This is a genomic window from Streptomyces sp. NPDC020845 (genome assembly GCF_044334165.1).
GTDB lineage: Bacteria > Actinomycetota > Actinomycetes > Streptomycetales > Streptomycetaceae > Streptomyces.
In genome coordinates this window covers 1-23,099 of the sequence record NZ_JBIRSJ010000026.1, presented here as the reverse complement: position 1 = coordinate 23,099, position 23,099 = coordinate 1, and the positions used below count along the sequence as shown (strand labels likewise).

The window sequence follows — 23,099 nt, the reverse complement described above, 5'->3', positions numbered from 1 at the left end:
ACGCCCTGGGACGAAGGGGTGACGTTCGGGGCGGGGGGAGCGGCGCGCCGGGCCTCATGCGTCGGCCAGGCGCAGCATGACCTTGCTACTGCCGCTTTGCGGGTCGGCGGCGAGGGCCAGTGCCTCCTCGGCTCGTTCCAGCGGGAAGCGGTGGGTGATCAGCGGAGTCACGTCCAGGCCGTCCCGCAGGGCGCGCAGGGCGTCGTCGATCTCGTCGACGAAGCGGTAGGAGCCGATCCAGGTGATCTCGCGGGTCACCAGATCCCCGAGGACCGCCAGGGCGGGCGTACCGGGCAGGTTGCCCACCTGGACGACGGTCCCGCCGCGGGCGGCGGCGCGCAGTACCGGGCCGAGCGCGGCCGGAGCGCCGGATGCCTCGAAGACGATGTCCACGTCCTGTGGCAGGCCGTCGCCGTGCGAGAGGTCGCGAGTCTCGTCGGCGCCCATGGCGCGGGCGACCGCGAGGGAGGACGCCGCCAGGTCGGCGGCGATCACCGTGCCCGCCTCGTGGTGCCGGGCCGCGGCGACGACCAGGGAGCCGATCGGTCCCGCCCCGTTGACCAGGACGGTCCGGCCGCGCAGGCCCTGGACCCGGCCGACGGCGTGCAGGGCGACCGCCAACGGCTCGGCCAGGGCGCCCTGTTCGGTGCCTACGCCGTCCGGCAGCGGCCGGATCTGGTCCGCGCGGACCGCCCGGTACTCGCTGAACCCGCCGTCGGTGTGGGGGTCGAAGGCGGCTGAGCCGAAGTAGCGGACACTCGGGTAGAGGTTGGTGCGTCCGGCGATCCGCTGCGGCAGTACGCCGTCGCCGACGAGCTGGGCCGGGTGGACGGTGACCGGCTGCCCTTCGCTGAGGCCGGTGACCCCGGGGCCGAGCGCGGCGATCCGGCCCGCGACCTCGTGCCCGAGCACCAGCGGGTGCGTGAGCGAGGCCGTACCGGACGCCCCCTTCTTCCAGTAGGCGATGTCGGATCCGCAGATCCCGCCCCACTCCAGGGCCAGGAGGACCTCGCCGGGGCCCGGCACCGGCCGGGCCCGTTCGTCGACGCGCACGTCGCCGGGGCCGTGCACCACGACCGCCCTCATACGCTCTTCTTCTACGAGGTTTTCCGTGACCGCATCGCTCACACGGCGCACGCCCGTGACCGCGCTCATACGGCGTCCTCCAGCCGGACCAGGTCGCGTCCGCGTGTCTCGGGCGCGAGAAGCGCGCTGACGAAGGTGATGAGTGAGTAGACGACAAGCATCGCCGCGATCGGCCACCAGCTGCCGGTGACGGCCGTGAGCGTGGCCGCCAGGACCGGGCCGATCGCGGTGGCGAGGATGCCGCCGATCTCCTTGGCGAGTGCGAGCTGGGTGAACCGGGCGCGGGCGCCGAAGAGTTCGGCCATCGTCACGCTCTCCAGCGAGAACAGCCCGAGGACGCCGATGTTCAGGGCGAGCACCATGCCGATCAGAACGCCCGGGGTGGAGCCTGAGGTGATGAGGAGCATCGCCGGGAAGGCCGCCGCCATGGTCAGCACCGTGAGCGTGAGGTAGAGCACCCGGCGTCCGAAGCGGTCGCCGAGCAGGCCGATCAGCGGCACGGTGGCGAAGCCCAGCAGCGAGCCGTACATGATCGCGTCAGTGGGGACGGCCTTGCCGACGGCGAGATTGGTGGCGATGTAGCCGACGAGGAACGTCTGGACGAGCCCGGAGTTACCCGCCTGGCCGAAGCGCAGTCCGAGTGCGAGGAAGAAGGCCTTGCCCTTGCGCTGCCGGACACCGGCCGCCAGCACATCGCCCCGGTGGTCGTCGGCCTCGGCGATGGCGGACTCGACCTCGTCACGGCGCAGGGCCACGCCGTCCACCACGTCGGCGCGCTCGTCGAACACCGGGCTCTCCTTGAGGCCACGGCGCAGCCAGAACGCGAAGAGCATCAGCACGAAGCTCAGCAGGAAGGGCAGCCGCCAGCCCCAGGAGAGCAACTGCTCCTCGCTGAGCACGGCGAGCAGGAGGGTCCACAGGCCCGAGGCGGCGAGCGTCCCGGAGTTGGTGCCGAGGGAGACCAGCGAGGAGACCAGGCCGCGCCGGCGGGCGGGGGCGTACTCGGCGAGCAGCACGGTGGCTCCGGCGATTTCGGCGCCCGCGCCGAAGCCCTGCACCAGCCTCAGCGCGACGAGCAGGATCGGCGCCGCGATGCCGATGGCGGAGTAGGTGGGCAGGGCACCGATGAGGGTGGTGGAGGCGCCCATCAGCAGGATGGTGAGGTACAGGACCTTCTTGCGGCCGATCCGGTCGCCCATCCGCCCGAAGAAGATGGCGCCGGCGAGCCGGGCGACGTAGCCGACGCCGTAGGTGGCCATGGCGGCGATGAGGCCGATGGCGGGGCTGACGTCCGGGAAGAAGATCTTGTTGAAGACGATCGCGGCGGCCAGCGAGTAGAGCTGGAAGTCCATGAACTCCATGGCTGTACCGAGCCAGCCCGAGACGGCGGCTCTGGCCAGGTCGCGCGTGGTGCGTTGCGCGGGGCGTGCCTGCTCCTCGGTCATGGTGCTGTCCTGCATGGTGAACTCCGTTGTTCGGGGACGGTGAGCGGTGTTCGGGGGAGGGGAGATGTATGTGCGGTGTTCGGGGGAGGGGCGTTGTGCGGTGGGCGGGGCGGCGGACGGGCTCAGATCTCCACGTGGCCCGAGCGGAGAGCGGGCAGCCGGTCCGCGATGGCGGCGACGAGGGCGTCGTCGTCCGCCAGGTCCGTCGCGCCGAGCAGGCGCAGCAGCGCCCGCACCGTCGCCGAGGGCTGGGGCGACTGTTCCCAGCAGGCGGCGAGCGCCTCGGCCGCAGGGTCGGCGAAGGTGCCGTGGGCGTGGCGGGTGGCGTGCGCCCAGGCGGCGAGGGCGAGCTCCAGCACCGGGGTGTCCGCGCCGCGGGCGCGCAGCTCGCGCAGGGCGGGCAGCCAGCGCTCCGCGATCTTCACAGAGCCGTCGGAGCCGATTTGCCGGAGCAGGTGGCGCATCGCGGGATTGCGGAAGCGTACGACGAGGTCGTCGGCGTACGCGACCGGATCGGGGCCGTCGGCGGGGAGGGTGGGGGCGACCTCCGCGCACAGCGCCCGGACCAGGCGCTCGCCCCAGTCCGCCGCCATGGTGTCGGCGACGGTGGCGCACCCGGCGGCCAGGCCGAGATAGGCCAGCGCCGAGTGGGAGCCGTTGAGCAGCCGTAGCTTGGTGAGCTGGTACGGCGCGACATCGGGGACGAACAGGGCGCCGTCCCGTTCCCAGGGCGGCCGGGGCGCGGCGAAGGAGTCCTCCAGCACCCACTGCCGGTAGGGCTCACCCGCCACGGGGAGGATGTCGTGCACCCCGAGCGCGGCCGCCGCGGCCGCCTCGTCGGCCTCGCTCGAAGCGGGCACGATCCGGTCCACGACTGTTGCGGGGAAGGCGACGCTTTCAGCCATTTTGGCCAGGATACTGTCGCGGTCCGCCCAGGCGGAGGCCCGGAGGAAGTCACGGACGACCCGGCTCAGCGCGGCGCCGTTGCCCGCCATGTTGTCGCAGGACACCACGCTGATCGGCGGCGCGCCAGCTCGCATCCGCGCGGCCAGCCCGGCGGCCAGCCGGCCCACCACCGTGGCGAGGGGACCGTCGGGGGCCGCCGCGAGGTCGGCGGCGACCGGTGCCGCCGTGGTGTCAAGACCGCCGGTCAGCGGCGAGCGGTGGTAGCCCTTCTCCGTGACGGTCAGGGTCACCACGGTCACCTCGGGGTCGGCGAGCAGGGCGTCCACGGCCGCGGCGTCCGCCCCCATCGCCAGCGCGCCGACGACCGAGCCCACGACGCGGGACACACTGCCGTCCGGTCGGCGTTCGGCGCACGAGTAGAGGCAGTCCTGATCCCGCAGCACACGCACGGTCCAGGCCGACCGGGGCGCGACGGCGGTGATGCCCCAGGGCTCGCCGGATCGGGCGGCGGCGCTCTCGGTGTAGACCGCCTGGTGCGCCCGGTGGAAGGCACCGAGGCCGAAGTGGACGACCCGGGCGCGCAGCTCGGCAGGGTCGACCGCAGGGCGCAGGCCCGGGGCGAGGCGGGAGAGCACCGCACGGTTCAGCGCGGGGAGGGCGGCGGCGCTCACCAGTCGTGCACCGAGCCGTCGAGGCGGCGCGCGACCGGCAGGTAGCGCCGCTGGTAGGGGAAGCGCTCGGCCGCCTTCTCGTCGTACTCCACGCCGAGACCCGGCTCCTCGGACGGGTGGAGCATGCCGTCGGCGAACGTGACGCCGCTGCGGAACACCTCATGGGTCTCGTCGGCGTGGCCCATGTACTCCTGGATGCCGAAGTTCGGCACCGTCACGTCGAGGTGCACGGCGGCGGCCATGCTGACGGGGGAGAGGTCGGTCGCACCGTGGGAGCCGGTGCGCACCTGGTAGAGGGCCGCGAGGTCGAAGATCCGCCGCAGGTGGGTGATGCCGCCGGCGTGGACGACGGTGGTGCGTACATAGTCGATGAGCTGCTCGGTGATCAGGTGCTGGACGTCCCAGATGGAGTTCATCACCTCGCCGACCGCGATCGGAGTCGTGGTGTGTCGGCGGATGAGCCGGAAGGCCTCCTGGTTCTCCGCCGGAGTCGGGTCCTCCATCCAGAACAGCCGGCAGCCCTCGACGCTCTTGCCGAACCGGGCCGCCTCGAGAGGGGTCAGCCGGTGATGGACGTCGTGCAGGAGGTGGAAGCCGAAGCCGAAGCGCTCTCGCACCGCCTCCAGATAGGTGGGCGCGAAGCCGAGGTAGGCCTCGGTGTCCCAGGGCTGTTCGTCGGGCAGATCGGTCGCGGCCGGCTCATAGACCTTGCCCTTGCGGACCCCGTACGTACCGCCGACGTCGGGCACCGCGGCCTGCGCCCGCACCGCCTTGTAGCCCAGCTCCAGATAGCGCTCGACGTCGTCGAGCAGCGAGGGCACGTCGGCGCCGCTGGCGTGTGAGTACACCAGGACGCCATCACGGGACCGGCCGCCGAGGAGCTGGTAGACGGGCAGCTGGGCGGTCTTCCCCTTGATGTCCCACAGGGCGGTGTCGACGGCGGAGATGGCCGTCATGGTGACGGGCCCGCGACGCCAGTACGCGCCCTTGTACAGGTACTGCCACATGTCCTCGATGCGGGCGGGATCCTTGCCGATCAGGAGCGGGACCACGTGGTCGCGCAGATAGCTCGCCACGGACAGCTCACGGCCGTTGAGCGTGGCGTCACCGAGTCCGGTCACCCCGTCCGAGGTGGTGATGCGCAGCGTGACGAAGGTACGCCCGGGGGAGGCGACGAATACGTCGACACGTTCGATCTTGCTCACGGAGGGCTCTCCTTGCGGCGGAGTGGGACACGGCTGCCGACCAAGCGTCCGCCACGCGGTCGGGCAGTTTCTGTCGCGCAGTGCTTGTATACAAGCACCTGTCGTGCTGCGCGGCAATACTCTCGTCACCACGTTTTTACGTGTGGCCAAAGCCGGTCCACAGCTCACCGACCGCCGCCGGGCGCGCTCCAGCGATACGTACGATGGGCGCATGGCTCAATCGAATCGCCGTCGGACGAGTCGGCGCGCTATCTACCTCCAGCTGCGTCATATGGTCCTGACCCTCGAACTCGCCCCGGGCGCCGCCCTGTCGGAGAACGAACTCGCGGCGTCCCTGGGCGTGAGCCGCACACCGGTGCGGGAGAGCCTGATCATGCTGGCCCAGGAGGGCCTGGTGCAGGTCTTCCCGAAGATCGGGTCATTCGTGTCCCGGGTGGACCCGGCGCAGGTCGCGGACGCGCAGTTCCTTCGGGAGGCTGTCGAGCTCGCCTCGTTGGACAATCTGCCCCCGCGGCTCGACCCTGCGGTCATCGAGGAATTGCGGGACAACTTGAAACGCCAGCAGCGCGCGGACCTCGGCCTCGAGGAGTTCTTCGAGCTGGACGAGGCCTTTCACCAGGGTCTGATGCGGTTGAGCGGTCATGGAAACGTCTGGTCCACGGTCGCCGCGGCCAAGGGGCATCTGGACCGGGCACGGCGCCTCGGCCTCCACGAGAACGTGTCCCCTGCCGTCTTCATCGCCCAGCACCACGAGATCTTCGACGCGGTCGTCGGCGGGAACGCTACGCTCGCCCGCATCTCCATGCGCACTCACCTGCGAGCGGTCTTCAGCGACATCGAGCGCATCCGCACCCACTCACCCGAACTGTTCGCCACCGACCCCTCGGGAGTGCCGGTGCGGCGCAACGTCGTGGTCTGGGAGTAGCCCCGCTCCTGGCGCGCTCCCTCGTGCTGTGTCCGACTGAGGCGACCCCCGTGGTGTGGACACCGTAGCGCTTCAGAATTGCTTCATCGGTTGTGAGCTGGTTTTTTCCTGTGTTCAGCCGGCTCGGTGGTACTCGTTGATGAAGTTGGCGACGGCTTGTCGGCGATTGATCCTGGCTGCTGGCAGAGGGGTGATGTTCGGGTTGTCGTTGGGCGCGAGTTGGTCTCGGCCTTGGTGGGGTCGGTGTCTGTTGTAGAACTGCTCGAACTCGCGTAGGTGCGGGTGCCGATAAATCATCCGTGCAGTTCACGCGGCGTGCTGGTATTCGTGGAGGGTTCCGCCGAGTCGGTCTCGTCTGTGGACTTCCAGGTGGGTGAGTTGGGCTTGTTGGGTGATGGGTGATGGGTGTGGGTAGTGGGCGGCAGGGGGCGGCTTGTTTCAGGGCTCTGTGCGGGCGGTGTTCGTTGTGGAAGGATTCGTACTCGCGTAGTGCGTGGAGGAGGTGGCTCTGGTTCCGGATCAGGGTCCGGTCCAGGAGTTCGGTGCGGCAGGTCTTTATCCAGCGCTCGATGAGGGAGTTCATCCGGGGTATCTGAATGCCGGTGGTGACGATCTTGAGACCGAGGTCGGTCATCAGGGCGTCGAAGGCGGTTGTGAGCTTCGAGTCGCGGTCGCGGATCAGGAACCGTGCCCTGCTGCCTGCGTCTTCGAGGTCCATGAGGAGGTTGCGTCCGAGCTGCACGATCCAGTGCCCGGTCGGATGTGCGCTGGCACCGAGGATCCTGATGCGACGGGTGGTGTGCTCGATGACGGCGAAGACGTACAGGCGCGCCCCGGTCAGCGTGCGGACTTCGAAGAGATCGCAGGAGAGAAGGGCCTTGGCCTGGCTGCGGAGAAAGTCGGCCCAGGTGGTGCTCTGCCGCTTGGGTGCGGGTGGGATGCCATGATCGTGGAGGATCTCCCAGGCGGTGGAGGCGGCGACCTTGATCCCCAGTGCGGCGAGTTCGCCGTGGATCCGGCGATATCCCCACGAGGCATTTTCCCTGGCCAGACGCAGGACGAGGGCGCGGATCGAGCGGATGGTGCTGGGGCGTCCACGCCGCTTGGGCATGCAGGTCGCGGCATGGCGCTGCCTGAGCAGCTCCCGATGCCAGCGCAAGACCGTCTCGGGGCGGACCAGCAGCAGAAGGTGCCGCAGTCTGTCTTTGGGCAGGTGGTGCAGAAGGCCGGCGAGGACAGCGCGATCGCTGTCGGTGAAGGCAGGCTTGCCGACGTGGCGCCGCAGGACCAGCAGTTGGTGCCGGAGCACGAGGATCTCGATGTCCTTGTCTCTGTCGCTCATCGGCAGGAGGCGTAGGAACGCCAGGGTGTTGGTCGCGGCGAGGTAGGCCAGACGCAGCAGCACGACAGATCATGATGCCGTCGGGGCCTTGTGCAGGTGAAGACGCCGGGGTGAGCGTCGGCCAAAGTCGAAGATCTCTGATCAAGCTCTCGCCTGCGTGGACGATTTACCGGCACCCGCAGGGCTCTCGTATTCAACTGTTGTCGGTTCCCCGGGGCGGCTCACCACCACCGCGACACGCCCTGGAGTAGCTCACCGCCCCGGGCGGGGTCGAACCGGCCGAACGCCGATCTGGAGAATGACCCAGTGGGCGCCGGCGGCCGGTACGGCCAGCCAGCCGAGGGCGACCGCGGCCGCCAGGGTCAGCGCGTAGGCGGGGCACCGGGCTCGCTCGCGGAAGTCGGCGAGGGCGAGCCGGCCAGCGATCGCGCCGGCCGTGCCCCGGGAGCCGGACCTCATCGCCGCACCCCCCCCGCGGCGCGTCCGCCAGGGGGCCGGGGCCGCCCGACCGGTGGACGACGGCGAGGTAGGCGTCCTCCCGGTCCGGGGCCACCGGTTCCGCGTCCGCGTACGGCGCCTGGGGCGCCAGCAGTCGCAGCCGTACCTCCTCCGCCGTGCGCACCGCGCGGCTGACCGAGTAGCGCGGCCTGCGTTGGCGGCGGCCAACTCGCCGCCCTGCGGGAGACGGTTGTCGGGCCGTGAGTGTGCCGACGGGTGAGCGGTCAGCCCTGGCGGGCCTTGAAGCGTGGGTCTTTCTTGTTGATCACGTAGGTCACGCCACGGCGGCGCACCACCTGGGCGCCGGGCTTGGTCTTCAGGGAACGCAAGGACTTGCGTACCTTCATCGCGGTCTCCTTCCAGGATCGAACGGGTCCGGCCGTCAGTGGCGAATGGGAGCGGTGCGACCGTAGCGTCGCTGGAAGCGCTCCACCCGACCCGCGGTGTCCAGGACCCGCGAGGTGCCGGTGTAGAACGGGTGGCTCGCCGACGAGATCTCGACGTCGACGACCGGATACGTGGCGCCGTCCTCCAACTCGACCGTCTGCTGGGTGTCGATGGTGGAGCGGGTGAGCAGCTGGAATCCCGATGCGCGGTCGCGGAAGACAACGGGGCGGGAGACGGGGTGGATCCCGGATCTCATGGGTTGTGCCTCCTCTGGGGGCCTCCGTCGCCGGACGACGGAGGCAGGTGTCAGCGTTCTTCGCGGAACAAGACGTGCTCGCCGGCCACCGGGTCGTACTTGCGCAGGACCAGCCGGTCGGGGTCGTTCACACGGTTCTTGCGGGTCACGTAGGTGACTCCGGTACCGGCCGTCGACTTCAGCTTGACGACAGGCCGCGTGGTGCTGCGTGCCATGGGGGACTCCTTTCGCCACCGACCGGGTCTCGATTGACTCAGTCATGTCAGGAGTCCCCTTCAACCACACGCCCCGGCGCCACATTCCCGGTGGTGGCCGTCTCGGCGGACACCGACCGCCGCGCGCTCCCGGGCGGCGCGCACGGCCGCTGACAGGCTGCCGATGTCGTAGGCACCGTGATGCCTGCGCCCGTTCACGAAGAAGGAAGGTGGGCGTACCGGCCATGCCGCTGAGGTCCGCCGACTCCACATCCTCGGCGATCCAGCGACGAGTTTCCGAACGGCGCAAGGCCAGTCGGGGCAGCGCGATCGATCATTATCACGCGTGTACCATCGGCCACGCTTGAGCGTCTGAACGGGCGATCGTCGCCCACGACCGCGGGATTCGGTGCACCCGCTCCGATCCGGGCTGATGACCTTCTTGGCAAGCACAGTCGTATGAACTGCAGACCCGCGAAATGCTGCCCACCCGGGCCCTCGGCGGCCTCGTCAACTGCGCTGGTACGAGAGGAACGTCATCCGTACCAGGTGATGTTGCAGACATAGATGCAGTGGTGGCGTGGTACTGAGAGGAAGCTGATGAAGCCGCGTCCGCCGAGAATGTCGAATTCTCGGAGTCCGCCTTCTCGGTCGAAGGGTCTACCCACCTTAGCCGCGTCGACTCCAAGCGCGGCAAGTTCGGTCGCCAGCCGCTCGACCTCTGCCACGACGCCTGGCGCAAGTCCGTCGGCGACGTGCTCCTCGCTCGGGTTGTACTCCCAGGTCCAGTCGGTCACAGCCCCGCCTCGGCCTCCGCGGTCTTGCGGATCTGCTGAATTTCGTGGATGGCTGCCGTCGGGTCCTGTTCGGCCATATCGACGACCTGTTCGAGTTCACGGAGGCGGGCGGCGCGTTCCGGATGCCGCTCGATGGCGACGAATACGGCCCATGAGTGGACGAAGGCCCGCAGGGGTGCGAGGCTCTGTGTCTGCTGTGCGTTTGTGGTCGCCTCGAACAAGTGCTGAGTGAGTGCAGGGATCCTGCTGGGAGCGATCCGGGCGACAGCTGCGCGCAGTGCGTCAGGGGTGAGGTCAGGCATGGGGATAAGGGGTCCATACGGGCCGTCTGGCTGCGCGCTCACGATGACCTCCGGTACGTGGTTTGCTCGTCGCACCATACCGTGGGGGCGCGGCAGCCGTGGGAGACTGTGGCTCCGCTCCGCAAGCCGTCGCATGGCGTAACTGTGGCTATCTAGAAGTAACTGATTGCCGCGTTCTCCGTAGCGCGCAAGAGCGCGGTACGGATCCGAACCGAGGGCTACGGTGCGGTACGGATGGTTGCGGAGAGTGGTCGCTGGGCTGGGGGTCAAGGGGTCGCAGGTTCAAATCCTGTCGTCCCGACCAGCATCATCGCAGGTCGGAGGCCGTTTCCGCGGGTAGCGGGGGCGGCCTTAACCGTTTCCGGGCTGGGAGCAAGTGGGAGCCCTCTGGGAGCCCTCGTGCTCCCAACTCGCAGACGTGTCAACGGTGCCCGATTCGTCCGTCACCCGATCCGGTAGACCTACAGTGCCGTACCGCGCCCTCACGCGCCGTCGTCAACCGCAGGCCCCCGACGTCACCCCATCGATTCGGATGTCTTCTGCATCGAGAGGCATAAGGACCCCTTGTCGGCGCTCGAGCACCTTTCGTGGTGGGAGCACGGTGTCGTGCTCCCCATGCGACAGGGGTGAGGCGAACCGCTGCTGATCTTTCCTGGCAGGTTTCCGCAGGCAGTCCGTTCGTGGGGCTTTCGGCCGCGGTGGACGACCTGCGTCAAGGGGCGGTAAAGCCTGAAGGGTGTCTTTATTGCCGCGCGGTGGTTGACCTGGAGCTTTCGTTCGCCCAAGTATGGGCACGATCACTGATCGTGGGTCTACGACTGCTCTACCTGATCTTCTGCCGACTGCTGGGCTGCCTCCTCTTGCTGGGCCGATCGACCGCCGCGAGCAACGCTGAGATCCTCGCGCTTCGCCATGAGGTCGCCGTCCTGCGCCGGCAGATCGAGCGTCCGCGGCTCTCATGGGCTGATCGTGCCGTGCTCTCCGCTCTCGCGCGGCGCCTGCCACCCGTCTTACGCCGCCACCGGCTGGTCACCCCGGGCACGCTGCTGACCTGGCACCGCCGTCTCGTGCGCTGGAAATGGCGCCAAACCCCAACCGGACCCGTGAAGGGTGTCATTACTGCCGTACGGCGGCTGACCTGGGGCTTTGCGATGGCCCGAATATGGGCATGATCTCTGATCGTGGGTCTGCGACTGCTCTACCTGATCTTCTGCCGACTGCTGGGCTGCCTCCTCTTGCTGAGCCGATCGACCGCCGCGAACAACGCTGAGATCCTCACGCTTCGCCATGAGGTCGCTGTGCTGCGCCGACAGATCGAGCGCCCGCGGCTCTCATGGGCCGATCGTGCCGTGCTCTCCGCTCTCGCACGGCACCTGCCATCCGCCTTCCGCCGCCACCGGCTGGTCACCCCGGGCACACTGCTGACCTGGCATCGCCGTCTGGTGCGCTGGAAGTGGCACCAAGCGCCGGTCAGGCCCGGTCGGCCACCGTTGCCGGAAGAGACGGTCGCGCTCATTCAGCGCCTGGCAAGGGAGAATCCGACCTGGGGGTATGTCAGGATCCAGGGTGAGCTGCGTCGGCTGGGTCATCGGGTTGCCGCCGCTACGGTCCAACGCGTTCTGCGCCGCTCCGGTCTACCGCCCGCGCCGCAGCGAGCATCCCAGCAGACCTGGCGCTCGTTCCTCCGCGCTCAGGCCCACACGCTGCTCGCTTGCGACTTCATGCATGTGGAGACCGTCTTCCTCAGACGTCTCTACGTCTTCTTCGTCATGGAGATCGCCACCCGGCGCGTCCATGTCCTGGGTGTCACCGCCCACCCCACCGGCGCGTGGGTCACCCAACTCGCCCGCAGTCTGCTCATGGACCTCGAGGACAGGGCTGGGTGCTTCCGGTTCCTCATCCGCGACCGGGACAGCAAGTTCACCACCGCATTCGACACCGTCTTCGCCGGCAATGGCATAGCCGTCATCCCGACTCCGCCGCAAAGCCCCCGGGCAAACGCGTTCGCCGAACGATGGATACGTACAGCCCGCGCAGAGTGCACCGACCGCCTCCTCATCACCGGTGAACGACACCTCAGTGCTGTCCTCACCACGTACGCCGAGCACTACAACACCGGACGGGCCCACCGCAGCCTCGATCTACGTGCCCCGGACGACCACCCGAGCGTCGTCCCCCTGCCTGCTGCCGTAGTCCGACGGCGGCAGCTACTCGGCGGCCTGCTCAACGAGTACCACACCACGCCACCCCAACGACTTCTCCATCCACAAGAAACGCCCAGCTCAGCGGCCTGATCGGGATATTGACACCCTTCACTTCAGGGGCGGGTGACCTGACCAGTGCGGAGCGCGAAGAGCTCAGGCGACTGCGCAGGCAGAACGTCGAGCAGCAGAAGACGATCGAGATCCTGAAAAAAGCCGCGGCCTTCTTCGCTCAGGACAGCGGCCGGTGAACGAGGTCTACCGGTTCATCGCTGCGGAGAAGGCCACGTATCCGGTGACCCTGCTGTGCCGTGTCCTGGGCGTAGTCCGTTCCTCTTTTTATGCCTGGCTGGAGGCTGAGGAGGCCCGAGAGGAACGCGTGCGCGCGGATGAGGCCCTGGCCCACGAGATCATGGTGATCCACCTGGCCTCGAAGGGTGCCTACGGTGTCCCGCGCGTGCACGCCGCGCTGCGGCGGCTGGGCTGGCCGGTCAACCGCAAGCGGGTGGAGCGGATCATGCGCGAACGCCAGATCACCGGTGTCACGCGCCGAAGACGCCGCTCGTTGACCCGCCCCGGCCGGCAGGCCCGGTCGGCCCCAGACCTGATCGGCCGTGATTTCACCGCCGCCCGGCCAGGAACACGGCTGGTCGGGGACATCACATACCTGCCCACGCGTGAGGGCTGGCTGTACCTCGCCTGCTGGCTGGACCTGGCCACCCGCGAGGTCGTCGGCTACGCGATGGCCGATCACCATCGCGCCGAGCTGGTGGTCGACGCTCTGCGGATGGCCCACGGCCGGGGCAACCTGGAACCCGGCTGCATCACCCACAGCGACCGCGGAAGCGAATACACCTCGGCTGAATTCCGTGCCGAGATAAGCGCGTTGGGTCTTCGCCAGAGCACCGGCCGGACAGGTTCCTGCTTTGACAACGCTGCCGCCGAGAGCTTCTGGGCTGTACTCAAGGAAGAGATCGGTACCCGGATCTGGCCCGACCGGGCCACCGCCCGCGCCGAGGCCTTCGCCTTCATCGAGACCTTCTATAACCGGCGCCGACTACGCAAGCACCCTCTCTTCGGGTATCTCACACCCCACGAGACGCTACAGCGGTTCCGCAACGACCAAGTACTCGCAGCATAGAAGAAGAGTGTCCGGGATCACGGGGAAACTTCACTTCTCCAGCGTGCACTGGTGGAAGATGCGTGGCATTGGGAGACGTATCAACGGCCGATCTCAGCTGAGACGCTACGGAAGCGACTGCACGTCGGGGCGGCCAGGTCCCGGATGCTGGTGGCGGCGGTGCGTTCGACGAGGACCGATCATCTGGCGGTCGAGACATCATCTGGCGGGGTCGACCGTTCGATCGCTCAGGCTTACCGCCAGGTCGACGGTGCAGGCGAGGAAGGCCTGGCGGATGAGTGATCCTTCCACACGGTGCTGTGCGAGGAGATCTTCTTGATGCCTTCTGTCGATCCGCGGGCGTCTGGGCGGTGGCCTGGTCGCCGCCCGCGTCTGGGACATTCCGGCAGCGGGCGGCACGGTGCTCCAGAAGTGGCCGGCCATCGCTCCGGAGTTAGCCGTGCACGTTGCCGCGTTCGCGTTCGACGCGGCAAGCGGGCAGCTGGACCTGCGCCCGGACTCCTCCGCCTGCGGGGTCCAGGCCCGGCTGAGCGCGGTGCACGCTGGTTGCGGCCGCCAACAAGGCGGTGGGCCAGGACGTGGTCCGCACGATCCGATTCTTGCCGCCCGGCCCGGCCACGCCTGCCCCCGTCGGCACCGTGGCCGCGCCGCGGGCGGCGGGTGCGGACGGCGCCGACGCTTCGGTGCGCGCGCGTGAGGCCGCCTCGCCGGGGTACCGCCGCAGGCTGGCCTGAGCAGCGGATTTGACTGGGCGTCCGAGTACGGCCCCGACTCATCCGGGAAGTCTTTGGACTGCGGTGCCCGGTGATACAGGTTCACTGCAGAGTGCCGTAGTGACGATCACGTCCGATAAGTACTCACTGAATCGAATTTGCCATAGTGCCACACGAATAAGCCAATTGTGTCGAATACATATTCGGTAGAAGCTTGTGTTCTCCATACCCTTCACCCCGGCACGGCCCACCGGGGGCTGAGACGCGGGGCGAGCGGCAGGGGACGGTGGCGTGGTCCGGCGCGGAACGCGTCCGGGGCACGGCGGCTCCCTGGCCCTCCCGGCAGCAGTCGGCACCGCGCACGCCAGGAAGCGGAGAAGGAGATGACTGTGCCCTTAAGACGGTTGGTGCGCATACGGGCTGGAGGGCTGGCCGCGCTGGCGGCGGCCTTCCTGCTCGTCGTCACCGAGGTGGCGTGGGCGGCTGTCACCGACAACATGTATCCGACGTACAACGCATCGCGCCCCTGCAGAGACGATCCTGACGGCGGTGATGGGATTCTCTCCTGCCAGACAGACAACCGCGAGGTCTACTACTACATGGACAGCGGCGGCACCTACGAACTGGAGTCCCCGGACCGGACGATCGTCTCTGACATGCTCCGGGACGATTACGCACCGACCGACCTGGCGCGCCACTATGACTCGTCGCCGACGTTTAGCGGAGATGCCGAGACCGACATCATCTACCAGGAGGGATCCACCAACATCGGCTCCAGTTCCGATGGTGTCACCTGGTGCAATGACGCTGTCGACGCCCGCCGCTGCGATCAGCAGTACATCCGCATCCGCGGCAACGGTTACTACACCCCGGGTCTGTCATGCCACGAGACGGGACACGCCGTCGGGCTGACTCATGGTCAGCAGGCCGACCCGAAGCTCAACCAAACCGACTCCCGTCTCGGCTGCTTGCAGACGCCTGTCTCGTACGGCACCGGGCTGGGCGCCAATAATCGGGAGAACATCAATGGCGCGTACTGAGACGCCCGGGAGTGGCCGCATGCGACGCAGCACCCGCCGTACGCTCCTCGGTATGGCCATGGCTGTAGCTCTGGGCGTAGGCCTGACGGCCTGCGGCCACAGCCAGGCCTCGGGAAACGCCGGGGACATCGTCCTTGGGCAGGGCGCTGATCACCTGCCGAACCAGACGGCCTCCGACTGGGTGACATACGCCGACCACGTCGTGGTCGTCTCGGCCACCGGCGAGAGAGAGATCGCCCCTGCTGCGCAGGAAGTGGAGCGCGGAGAGGGGACAGTCGGTCGCACGGTCACCCTGTCGGTCGACAAGGTGCTGTGGTCCCGGTCCGACGCTCGTCGCCCGGCGCCGGATGTCTGGGAGTACAGCGCCATGGGTTGGCAGTTCCTGGACGGAGACACCGAGAAACGTACGAAGATGGCGCTGGTCGACCAGCCCCGGGTCGAGCTGGGGCACCGCTATGTCATGGCGATCACCTGGGAAGAGGCCGCATGTTCCCCCGGTGACGCCGCGGAACCCGCTCAGTGGCGTGGGCTCGGCGAGGGCTCAGAGCTGCCATTCGACGGAGGTGTCATCGGCCAGGGCGAGTTGGAAGGACGTCCCCGCACGGCCGCACAGGCACGCAGCACACGGGAGGCCGGGGATGACGCCGGGCTGGAGGACCAGCTGGCCGGCCGCGGCGAGGAGGCACTGATCCAAGCACTGGAAGCGGCTCAGCCACGCGAGCCGGAAGCCTTCGGCCCTACACGGCCGCGCCTCAACTGCGACTGATTTGACGATCCCGATGCGGTAGTCGGTCAGTGGTCTGTCCCGCGCCCCGGCGCAGGACAGACCACTGACCGGAAGCACCCCTCCTCACGGCTGAACGTTCCCACGTGCTCCTCCGTCGTAGGAGGGACAAGACGCCCGCCACAACAAGGACAAGGAGGGACGGCCCATGACCCAACGCCGCCGCACGGCACGCCGCACCCGGCGGCACGCGGACACCGCCCACGCCCACGAGCCAGACGGGCACACGCCCGGCTCGCAGACGCTCGATGGGACCGACATAGACGTGGCACGTGTGCGCGCGATCCTGACACTGGGCGGCGTGCCGTGGGGCGACCTCGACGACGGCGTGCAAGAGGTGCGGCTCAAGCTGCTGGAACAACACGCCGATCGCAGCCGTGCCGTCATCCGCGACGCATCCGCGTGGAGCAGCGTCGTCGCCGCCCGCGTCGCTGTCGACTGGCACCGGGCCGGTGCCCGCGACGACGGGCTTCGTGCCCGCCTCGCTGCCCGCTGGGTGCGGCAGCCCGCCGCCGAACACACCCAAGAGGACCGCACCCTGGCCCTCGCGGTAGCGGACGGACTCGGCACCCTGCCCCGCCACCAGCGCCAAGTACTGACACTGCGCTACTACATCGACCTGCCGGTGCGCGACATCGCACAACTGCTCGGCATCCCCGAAGGGACTGTCAAGAGCCGCCTGCACACGGCCGTGGCCGCACTGCGCACCCAACTCCACGAAACGGAGGTGATCCACGATGACCGAACCGACCGAAACTGAGGAGACCCGGCTGCGGCGGGCGCTCACACTGATTGGTGAAGAAGCCGGGCGCCCCGATCCCGTCACGGCCCCCACGCCGCCCCGTACGGCCACTCCGGCTCACCCGCCGCGACGACGGCGGCGCATCCGGGCGGTGCTCGCCGTGGCAGCGACCGCCTGCGCCGCCGCCATCGCCACGACGGTTGCCGTAACCGTCGGCGGCGACTCCGGGACCGAACCCGACACCACAGGCCGGGGACAGACCTTCCCGGAGGCCCTGGCCTGCGCGACCAATATCGTGGAGGGGGACCTCACCTCAGTTCGCCCAGCCGGTCACGATCGCGTACGGGTGACCATGTCCGTGGACCGGTGGTTCAAGCCCGGCAAGGGACCCACCACGACACAGTTCGACCTTGCCGATCCCACCGTCGCGGACCCAGCCGAGGCATACGCCGTCGGCGAACACCTCCTCCTGTTCGTCCCTCGGCGGGAAGGCCAGATCGCTGACGTCTATCAAGGCAAGGAGGTACGCGCGATGCGCGAGCGGATCACCCGCACCCTGCCAGAAGCCGCCCACACCACCTGCCCCCCAGAATTCCGCTGAGGGACGCAGGACAGAGATAGAGGCTGCGGCGATACCGGTGAAGGCCTTTAGCCCGTAGCGACGGTGCGGGCGGCGGCAATTGGTGAGGCAGGACAGAGATGCGCTCAATCACTCAGGGGTGCCGGCTGCGTCGGCCGGATGTCTCGACACCACGGCGGGCGACACGCGGCACAATCTGTGACGCAAGTGACCGCGCGGTGCCCGGCCTGCGGGTGGGGGCACCGCGTCGCTTTCGGTGTCAGCACATTTTGTAGTCGTACCGGCTGCTGCTTTACGAGCAGGGGTCGACCTTGGTGCCGCTCGCCCTTCGCAGGGTGGCGGTGTCGGAGACGTTGTTCCACACATAGGCGCGGCGATTCTGGTACTTCGTGGAGGTGGTGTCGGCTCCGCGGCCGGTCCGAGGTGTAGCGGTGGTTGCTGGCGTCCGAGACGGTCCAGCCCTTGAGGCTGACGCCGCGCGAGGTGCTGTTCTTCACCTGCACGTACTCGGCGTTCAAGCTTGTGTTGGAGCGGGTGTCCGAGCCGGGCGAGTCGTAGTAGATCTTGTAGATGCGCAGCAAGCCAGCGGCCTGCTCCTGGACAAGCGCGGCTACGGACGCCGCGCGGGCCTCGGCCGTCTGCTGAAGCTCCTCGCTCACACTTCTCCCCACCGCGTCAATTGTCCCGCACCGGCAGCGCGCGGACGGCCTCGATCGTCTCCACCGGCCGCGCATCGGGTTGGTTCCGTAGAGGCCGACGTATTCGGTGTACTGGTCCTGGGCGGTGCCTGGGACCGTCCACTCGCCTTCGACGGCGGGGCCGTTCATCTTCCGCACGCCCTAACCCGAAAGACGATCACGCCGACCAACCCGAAAACCCTCGCGAAGGCCGGTCCGAGCAGACGCGGCTGTACCTCCTGCTGCTCGCCCTGGCGGTGATCCTGCTCGCCGTGGCGGGGCTGGTCTACTCACCTACCAACACCCGGCACTCGCCGATCCCCTGGTAGTCGGCGGGACGGCCGCCGCAGTCCTGATGACCGGACTCGGATTCGCCGTCACGAGGCGGTGAGGCACCGGCGGCCGCCGCACGCGGACCGCCGGCTGGTGCATGGTGAGCTCGGCCGGGCTCACCACGCATGTCTCCGAGATGACGTACGGCGGCGAGCGCCAGGAGCACAACCACTCGACGGGTCGCAGGCTCAGGCAACCAAGGCCCTGACGCCACCTTTGCCCCGGTAGTCCGAGGGCTGCGTCTTCTTCTGAATTCCCGCCAGATCACGCGTTCTGCTCGCTTCGCCGACACTCGCTTGATCGCGCGCCGCAGCGCGTCGGCTACTGGAAGCGGCTTACATGGAGCTGGCAACCAGGTACGAGGGGTGAGGCGTGGCTCGTCGATCAACCAGGTCGAGTGGGCCGTCGACATGGCCATCCGTGGCAACTTGACCAGCGCCTACGTGCGCCAGGGCGGATGGCGCACCGTCGCCGGGCTCGGCACGGTCAATCCGCAGGGGATGTTCCCGCTGCCGAGTTTGGAGGGAACCAGCGGCGGACGCATTCCCGCTCAGGTCCTCCTCGGTGTGCTGGCTCAGGAGTCCAACCTGTGGCAGGCCGAGGGCGGGGCCCTGCCCGGCCAGACCAGCTCGACCCTCGCGAGCACCAACGGCTTCTACGGGCATCCGAGCGACCCGGCGACGCCCGAGGACCACTGGCGGATCGACTGGTCGAAGGCGGACTGCGGCTACAGCATCGGTCAGCAGACCGACGGCATGAAGAGTGGTGAGATCGGCGAGTTGCCGGCCGCGCAGCAAAAAGCCATTGCGCTCGACTACACCTCCAACATCGCGGTCGCCGCGCGCACTTTGGCCACCAAGTGGAACGAGCTGCACGACAACGCCATCACGCCGGGCGATATCAGGCTCAACACCGACGATCCCTCGGCCCCGGAGAATTGGTTCGCGGCGCTGTGGGACTACAACCCGGCCTCAACTACTACGTCCCGGCCAGCCCGACCGAGTACTGGGGCCTGGGCTACCTGAACAACCCGTCCAACCCCCTCTACCCGCCTGACCGGCACGCCTTCCTCGACGGCAACACCTACGCCGACGCCGCACATCCACAGGATTGGTCGTAACGCGGAGAAGGTGCTGGGCTGGGCCGCCTGGCCGATTGACACCGGACGCGCTTACGCCGACGACGGCACCGCCAACAACAGCAACACGGCAGGATATTCAGCGGCCTGGTGGGATTCCGACATCCACCGCTCCAGCGTCAAGCCGGAGATGGACACCTTCTGCAACCCACAGATCAACGCCTGCAACCCGGCCAACCCGCCGCGCTGCGAGGTCGACCACCTCGGCGAGACCTGCGATCCGCCGCACTGGTACCACACCCCCCAAACCACCTGGAAGGTCGCCTGCCCCACCAGCTGCGGGCACGAGTACCTGACCTACAAGACCCTCAGGACCGAACTCGGCAACGGCAACAACGGCGCGGGCACCATGTGCAACAACTCCACCGCCGGCTTCACCATCGTGGACGACGTGCCCAGCAGCGTCCCCACATACACCGACGGATGCGGCAAGACAGGCTGGACCAACTCCGGCACCCTCAGCTTCCGCTTCAACGCCGACGCGCAGAACCACTGTCGGGCAAAGGGCGATCTCCATCAGATCGGCGGCGGCTTCGGCGACCACTTCTGGTACGCCCACGCCCGCGACGACGCCCACGGCGCCTCCGCGAGCCTCTACGACCCGGAGCAGGATCCTGGTCCCGCCTCCGGTGTCATGGCCGTCACCGGCACCTGGAAACTGAACACCCAGCGCACCTCCTGGACACGGGTACTGGTGCACCTGCCGAACACGGGCTCGGGGAGTCAGCAGGCCGTCTACACCATCCATCTCGGTGACGGGACCACGCACACCCGGATCATCAACGCGATCTCCCATAAGAACCAGTGGGTGAGCCTGGGCATCTACCACTTCACCGCCGGCTCCGACTTCCAAGGCGTCTCGCAGTCCAACTACACACCCGAGGGGCAAGCGGACAACGACATCGCCTGGGACGCCGTGGGCTTCCAGTGGCTTTCGGCCAAACCGCAGCACATCGTGGCCGCGCTCGGCGACTCCTACTCCTCCGGTGAGGGCGCGAACGACTACGACGAATCCAGCAACCAGAAACACGGCACCATCGACTGGAACGCCTGCCGCCGCAGCGCCAACGCGTGGCCGCGCAAGCTCGTGCTGCCGGGGATGTCCGAGCGCCTGTCGCTGCTGTCCGACAACCACAGCCCGAACGCGGAACTCGGCTTCGTCGCCTGTTCCGGGGCTCGCACCAGGCAGGTCGACGGAAGCGTCCCCGCGAGTTACCCGGAGGGCGGGGACATCGGTGTCGGAGACGGCGAGTTTCGGGAGATTCCCCAGGTCGACTCAGGTGTCCTCACCAAGGACACCACCTTGGTGACACTCACCATCGGTGGCAACAACTACGGCGCCTTCGTCAACGCCGTCACCGACTGCGCGTACCCCACGGACTGTGCCGACGACGACTTCATCCACAAGTACGAGGCACTCATCGACAAGACGAAGGAGGACATGGTCTACACCCTGAAGGCCATCGCCGAGCGCGCCCCCCACGCCGAGATCCTTTTGGTGGGATACCCGGAAATCCTCAGCCGGACGGTCAAGTGCATCGGATCCGCGTGGATCGACGGCGGCGAAGCCGCCGCGCTGGCCACCCTGGCCAACTACATGAACGACGCGCAGGAGACCAAGGTGGACGAACTGCACGCCGCGGGACCCCGCGTGTCGTACGCCAACCCCGTCGACGCCTTCGTCGGCCACGGAGGATGCGACAGCGACGAGTGGATCAACAAGATCGTGCTCGGTCCCAACGGGGACGGCGACTTCCACGAAGGCGACCCGCACGCTGCCCTGCATCGCCTTCTCCGGCATCGGCCAGACGTGCCTGAGCCGCGAGGCCTTCCACCCGAAACAGGCGGGCACCACCGGATATGCACGCGTGGTGGAAAGCCGCCTGACCGCCATCGGGTATACGGGATCATGACGGGATGAATCCCACCGCACAGCAGCGCGACGGCCGGCCGGCCGGGCTTCTCGCCCGGGCGGCCGGCTGCGTCGGCGCCGTCGTACTCGTCTGCTTCCTCATCGCCGCGATTCTGGTGGTCTTGTTCTTCGCCAACCTGCACCACGTCACGCAGCGTCGTGACCGCGACGCACACGCCGGTGTCGTCACCACGGCCGAACGGCTCAGGCTCCGGTTCCTCAACGCCAACTCCGACGGCACACTCACCAGGCACGAAATCGACATGGCCTTGGACCACAGACCGGCCATCCGTTCCCTCCGGCAGGAAAAAACGCGCACCGTCCTGGTGATAGAGATCGGCGCGTCGGACTGGGTCCAGTGCTACTCCTACACCGCGCTGCCCACCGGTGCCGTGAGCAGCGCCCCTCTCAAGGCCTGTCCGCACTCCTCCACCTTGATAAGACCGGGCCCCTGACAACTCTCGTCCACAGCGCAGAAAGAATAGGTGCCAACGGCGACGACCACTGAAGGGTGTCTTTATTGCCGTAGGGTGGTTGACCTGGGGCTTTGCGATGGCCCGAATATGGGCATGATCGCTGATCGTGGGTGTGCGACTGCTCTCCCTGATCTTCTGCCGACTACTGGGCGTCCTCCTCTTGCTGGGCCGATCGACAGCCGCGAACAACGCTGAGATCCTCACGCTTCGCCATGAGGTTGCTGTGCTGCGCCGACAGATCGAGCGGCCGCGGCTCTCATGGGCCGATCGTGCCGTGCTCTCCGCTCTCGCACGGCATCTGCCATCCGTCTTACGCTGCCATCGGCTGGTCACCCCGGGCACGCTGCTGGCCTGGCATCGCCGTCTGGTGCGCTGGAAGTGGCGCCAAGCGCCGGTCAGGCCCGGCCGACCACCGTTGTCGGAAGAGACAGTCGCGCTCATCCAGCGCCTGGCAAGGGAGAATCCGACCTGGGGGTACGTCAGGATCCAGGGTGAACTGCTTCGGCTTGGCCATAGGGTTGCCGCCGCCACGATCCGGCGTGTTCTGCGCCGCTCCGGTCTACCGCCCGCACCGCAGCGTACATCCCAGCAGATCTGGCGCTCGTTCCTCCGCGCTCAGGCCCACACTCTGCTTGCCTGTGACTTCATGCACGTGGAGACCGTCTTCCTCAAGCGCCTCTACGTCTTCTTCGTCATGGAGATTAAGACCCGGCGCGTCCATGTCCTGGGTGTCACCGCACGTCCCACCGGGGCATGGGTCACTCAACTCGCCCGCAATCTGCTGATGGATCTCGAGGAGAGGGCTGGGTGCTTCCGGTTCCTTATCCGTGACCGGGACAGCAAGTTCACCGCCGCGTTCGACGCCGTCTTTGCTGGCAACGGCACAGCCGTCATCCCGACTCCACCGCAAAGCCCCCGGTCCAACGCGTTCGCCGAACGATGGATACGCACAGCCCGCACCGAGTGCACCGACCGCCTCCTGATCACCGGTGAACGACACCTGCGCACGGTCCTCAACCAGTACGCCGAGCACTACAACGCGGGACGGGCACATCGCAGCCTGGACCTACGAGCACCCGACGACGACCCGAACATCATCCCCCTGCCCGCCGCCGCGGTCAGGCGCCGCCAGGTACTCGGCGGACTACTCAACGAGTACCACACCACGCCACCCCGGCTGCCTCACCGTCCACAGGGAAAGCCCAGTTCAGCAGTCTGATCGGAATATTGACACCCTTCAGGACTCTGTTGGCCGATGTGATGGTTCGCCTGAAATGACCTTCGGGTGCGGTGGACACTGCTCGTTGTCGGGTCTGTTTCCTGGGGGCGAGGGGGAGATCATGTCGAT

24 protein-coding genes and 3 pseudogenes are annotated in these 23,099 nt (G+C 68.0%); 14 read left to right on the top strand and 13 right to left on the bottom strand.

The window, feature by feature from the left end:
* Positions 1–54: 54 nt before the first annotated feature.
* The 4 genes from ACH4U7_RS47405 to manD all read right to left on the bottom strand — a co-directional run bounded on the left by ACH4U7_RS47405 (position 55) and on the right by manD (position 5,313).
* Positions 55–1,155 carry an L-idonate 5-dehydrogenase gene (locus tag ACH4U7_RS47405; protein WP_398533971.1) on the bottom strand — a complete coding sequence of 367 codons (1,101 nt, stop codon included), beginning with the start codon at positions 1,153–1,155 and terminating at the stop codon, positions 55–57.
* Entirely contained in the window at positions 1,152–2,546 is a 1,395-nt protein-coding gene (locus ACH4U7_RS47400) for an MFS transporter (RefSeq protein WP_358708555.1), read from the bottom strand. The genes ACH4U7_RS47405 and ACH4U7_RS47400 overlap by 4 nt, the downstream gene beginning before the upstream one ends.
* Positions 2,547–2,653: 107 nt before the next feature.
* A complete protein-coding gene (locus ACH4U7_RS47395; protein WP_358708557.1) occupies positions 2,654–4,108 on the bottom strand; it encodes a mannitol dehydrogenase family protein in 1,455 nt (484 codons plus the stop codon).
* The gene (gene manD / locus ACH4U7_RS47390; RefSeq protein WP_358708559.1) at positions 4,105–5,313 is read right to left on the bottom strand and encodes a D-mannonate dehydratase ManD; all 1,209 of its coding nucleotides are present in this window, start codon (positions 5,311–5,313) and stop codon (positions 4,105–4,107) included. The genes ACH4U7_RS47395 and manD overlap by 4 nt, the downstream gene beginning before the upstream one ends.
* A gap of 211 nt (positions 5,314–5,524) precedes the next feature.
* Here manD and ACH4U7_RS47385 point away from each other — a divergent pair, with 211 nt between their 5' ends.
* Positions 5,525–6,238 carry a GntR family transcriptional regulator gene (locus tag ACH4U7_RS47385; RefSeq protein ID WP_358708561.1) on the top strand — a complete coding sequence of 238 codons (714 nt, stop codon included), beginning with the start codon at positions 5,525–5,527 and terminating at the stop codon, positions 6,236–6,238.
* 306 nt (positions 6,239–6,544) lie between these two features.
* Here ACH4U7_RS47385 and ACH4U7_RS47380 read toward each other — a convergent pair.
* The 8 genes and pseudogenes from ACH4U7_RS47380 to ACH4U7_RS47345 form a co-directional block, all read right to left on the bottom strand.
* Positions 6,545–7,643, bottom strand: a pseudogene (locus ACH4U7_RS47380) (integrase core domain-containing protein).
* Positions 7,644–7,832: 189 nt separating this feature from the next.
* Positions 7,833–8,039 carry a hypothetical protein gene (locus ACH4U7_RS47375; RefSeq protein ID WP_358708565.1) on the bottom strand — a complete coding sequence of 69 codons (207 nt, stop codon included), beginning with the start codon at positions 8,037–8,039 and terminating at the stop codon, positions 7,833–7,835.
* A 263-nt stretch (positions 8,040–8,302) separates the two neighbouring features.
* Positions 8,303–8,425 carry a type B 50S ribosomal protein L36 gene (gene ykgO / locus ACH4U7_RS47370; protein ID WP_358708567.1) on the bottom strand — a complete coding sequence of 41 codons (123 nt, stop codon included), beginning with the start codon at positions 8,423–8,425 and terminating at the stop codon, positions 8,303–8,305.
* 35 nt (positions 8,426–8,460) lie between these two features.
* Positions 8,461–8,721 carry a type B 50S ribosomal protein L31 gene (locus tag ACH4U7_RS47365; RefSeq protein ID WP_358708569.1) on the bottom strand — a complete coding sequence of 87 codons (261 nt, stop codon included), beginning with the start codon at positions 8,719–8,721 and terminating at the stop codon, positions 8,461–8,463.
* Between the two features lie 50 nt (positions 8,722–8,771).
* On the bottom strand, positions 8,772–8,936 hold the full coding sequence (rpmG, locus tag ACH4U7_RS47360) for a 50S ribosomal protein L33 (RefSeq protein ID WP_358708571.1): 165 nt from the start codon (positions 8,934–8,936) through the stop codon (positions 8,772–8,774).
* A gap of 60 nt (positions 8,937–8,996) precedes the next feature.
* Positions 8,997–9,198: pseudogene (locus tag ACH4U7_RS47355) on the bottom strand (DsbA family protein); the annotation flags it as partial.
* Positions 9,199–9,451: 253 nt separating this feature from the next.
* A complete protein-coding gene (locus ACH4U7_RS47350; RefSeq protein ID WP_358708048.1) occupies positions 9,452–9,712 on the bottom strand; it encodes a hypothetical protein in 261 nt (86 codons plus the stop codon).
* A complete protein-coding gene (locus ACH4U7_RS47345; RefSeq protein ID WP_398533970.1) occupies positions 9,709–10,014 on the bottom strand; it encodes a hypothetical protein in 306 nt (101 codons plus the stop codon). The genes ACH4U7_RS47350 and ACH4U7_RS47345 overlap by 4 nt, the downstream gene beginning before the upstream one ends.
* A 626-nt stretch (positions 10,015–10,640) precedes the next feature.
* Between ACH4U7_RS47345 and ACH4U7_RS47340 the strand changes: the two genes are divergently transcribed.
* The 9 genes from ACH4U7_RS47340 to ACH4U7_RS47300 all read left to right on the top strand — a co-directional run bounded on the left by ACH4U7_RS47340 (position 10,641) and on the right by ACH4U7_RS47300 (position 17,236).
* On the top strand, positions 10,641–11,186 hold the full coding sequence (locus ACH4U7_RS47340) for a hypothetical protein (protein WP_398533969.1): 546 nt from the start codon (positions 10,641–10,643) through the stop codon (positions 11,184–11,186).
* A gap of 9 nt (positions 11,187–11,195) precedes the next feature.
* Complete coding sequence (locus ACH4U7_RS47335) at positions 11,196–12,308, top strand: integrase core domain-containing protein (protein WP_398533968.1); 1,113 nt, start codon at positions 11,196–11,198, stop codon at positions 12,306–12,308.
* 8 nt (positions 12,309–12,316) lie between these two features.
* Positions 12,317–12,466, top strand: a complete 150-nt coding sequence (locus ACH4U7_RS47330; protein WP_398533967.1) for a hypothetical protein — start codon at positions 12,317–12,319, stop codon at positions 12,464–12,466.
* Positions 12,463–13,356 (top strand): IS3 family transposase, encoded by an 894-nt coding sequence (locus tag ACH4U7_RS47325; RefSeq protein ID WP_398533966.1) that lies wholly within the window; start codon positions 12,463–12,465, stop codon positions 13,354–13,356. The genes ACH4U7_RS47330 and ACH4U7_RS47325 overlap by 4 nt, the downstream gene beginning before the upstream one ends.
* A gap of 599 nt (positions 13,357–13,955) precedes the next feature.
* Positions 13,956–14,090 (top strand): hypothetical protein, encoded by a 135-nt coding sequence (locus ACH4U7_RS47320; RefSeq protein WP_311729886.1) that lies wholly within the window; start codon positions 13,956–13,958, stop codon positions 14,088–14,090.
* Positions 14,091–14,452: 362 nt separating this feature from the next.
* Positions 14,453–15,109, top strand: coding sequence for a hypothetical protein (locus tag ACH4U7_RS47315; RefSeq protein ID WP_398533965.1), 657 nt, complete (start codon positions 14,453–14,455; stop codon positions 15,107–15,109).
* Positions 15,110–15,128: 19 nt separating this feature from the next.
* A complete protein-coding gene (locus tag ACH4U7_RS47310) occupies positions 15,129–15,875 on the top strand; it encodes a hypothetical protein (protein WP_311729888.1) in 747 nt (248 codons plus the stop codon).
* Positions 15,876–16,041: 166 nt separating this feature from the next.
* Positions 16,042–16,653, top strand: coding sequence for an RNA polymerase sigma factor (locus tag ACH4U7_RS47305; RefSeq protein ID WP_398533964.1), 612 nt, complete (start codon positions 16,042–16,044; stop codon positions 16,651–16,653).
* On the top strand, positions 16,631–17,236 hold the full coding sequence (locus tag ACH4U7_RS47300; protein ID WP_311729890.1) for a hypothetical protein: 606 nt from the start codon (positions 16,631–16,633) through the stop codon (positions 17,234–17,236). Before ACH4U7_RS47305 ends, ACH4U7_RS47300 begins: the two co-directional genes overlap by 23 nt.
* Positions 17,237–17,507: 271 nt before the next feature.
* Here the strand turns inward: ACH4U7_RS47300 and ACH4U7_RS47295 are convergent.
* Positions 17,508–17,949: pseudogene (locus tag ACH4U7_RS47295) on the bottom strand (lamin tail domain-containing protein).
* Between the two features lie 641 nt (positions 17,950–18,590).
* Here ACH4U7_RS47295 and ACH4U7_RS47290 point away from each other — a divergent pair.
* The 4 genes from ACH4U7_RS47290 to ACH4U7_RS47275 all read left to right on the top strand — a co-directional run bounded on the left by ACH4U7_RS47290 (position 18,591) and on the right by ACH4U7_RS47275 (position 22,970).
* Positions 18,591–19,250 carry a hypothetical protein gene (locus ACH4U7_RS47290; protein WP_398533963.1) on the top strand — a complete coding sequence of 220 codons (660 nt, stop codon included), beginning with the start codon at positions 18,591–18,593 and terminating at the stop codon, positions 19,248–19,250.
* Positions 19,251–19,355: 105 nt separating this feature from the next.
* A complete protein-coding gene (locus tag ACH4U7_RS47285) occupies positions 19,356–21,284 on the top strand; it encodes a hypothetical protein (protein ID WP_398533962.1) in 1,929 nt (642 codons plus the stop codon).
* Complete coding sequence (locus ACH4U7_RS47280) at positions 21,281–21,730, top strand: hypothetical protein (RefSeq protein WP_398533961.1); 450 nt, start codon at positions 21,281–21,283, stop codon at positions 21,728–21,730. Before ACH4U7_RS47285 ends, ACH4U7_RS47280 begins: the two co-directional genes overlap by 4 nt.
* Positions 21,731–21,857: 127 nt before the next feature.
* A complete protein-coding gene (locus tag ACH4U7_RS47275) occupies positions 21,858–22,970 on the top strand; it encodes an integrase core domain-containing protein (RefSeq protein WP_398533960.1) in 1,113 nt (370 codons plus the stop codon).
* The last annotated feature ends 129 nt before the right edge of the window (positions 22,971–23,099 follow it).

Coding starts and splice junctions, on each gene's coding strand:
- ACH4U7_RS47400 (WP_358708555.1), bottom strand. CDS start 2,546: ATGCAGGACAGCACCATGACCGAGGAGCAGGCACGCCCCGCGCAACGC.
- ACH4U7_RS47300 (WP_311729890.1), top strand. CDS start 16,631: ATGACCGAACCGACCGAAACTGAGGAGACCCGGCTGCGGCGGGCGCTC.
- ACH4U7_RS47315 (WP_398533965.1), top strand. CDS start 14,453: ATGACTGTGCCCTTAAGACGGTTGGTGCGCATACGGGCTGGAGGGCTG.
- ACH4U7_RS47305 (WP_398533964.1), top strand. CDS start 16,042: ATGACCCAACGCCGCCGCACGGCACGCCGCACCCGGCGGCACGCGGAC.
- rpmG (WP_358708571.1), bottom strand. CDS start 8,936: ATGGCACGCAGCACCACGCGGCCTGTCGTCAAGCTGAAGTCGACGGCC.
- ACH4U7_RS47385 (WP_358708561.1), top strand. CDS start 5,525: ATGGCTCAATCGAATCGCCGTCGGACGAGTCGGCGCGCTATCTACCTC.
- ACH4U7_RS47405 (WP_398533971.1), bottom strand. CDS start 1,155: ATGAGCGCGGTCACGGGCGTGCGCCGTGTGAGCGATGCGGTCACGGAA.
- ACH4U7_RS47375 (WP_358708565.1), bottom strand. CDS start 8,039: ATGAGGTCCGGCTCCCGGGGCACGGCCGGCGCGATCGCTGGCCGGCTC.
- ACH4U7_RS47365 (WP_358708569.1), bottom strand. CDS start 8,721: ATGAGATCCGGGATCCACCCCGTCTCCCGCCCCGTTGTCTTCCGCGAC.
- ACH4U7_RS47310 (WP_311729888.1), top strand. CDS start 15,129: ATGCGACGCAGCACCCGCCGTACGCTCCTCGGTATGGCCATGGCTGTA.
- ykgO (WP_358708567.1), bottom strand. CDS start 8,425: ATGAAGGTACGCAAGTCCTTGCGTTCCCTGAAGACCAAGCCCGGCGCC.
- ACH4U7_RS47280 (WP_398533961.1), top strand. CDS start 21,281: ATGAATCCCACCGCACAGCAGCGCGACGGCCGGCCGGCCGGGCTTCTC.
- ACH4U7_RS47345 (WP_398533970.1), bottom strand. CDS start 10,014: ATGCCTGACCTCACCCCTGACGCACTGCGCGCAGCTGTCGCCCGGATC.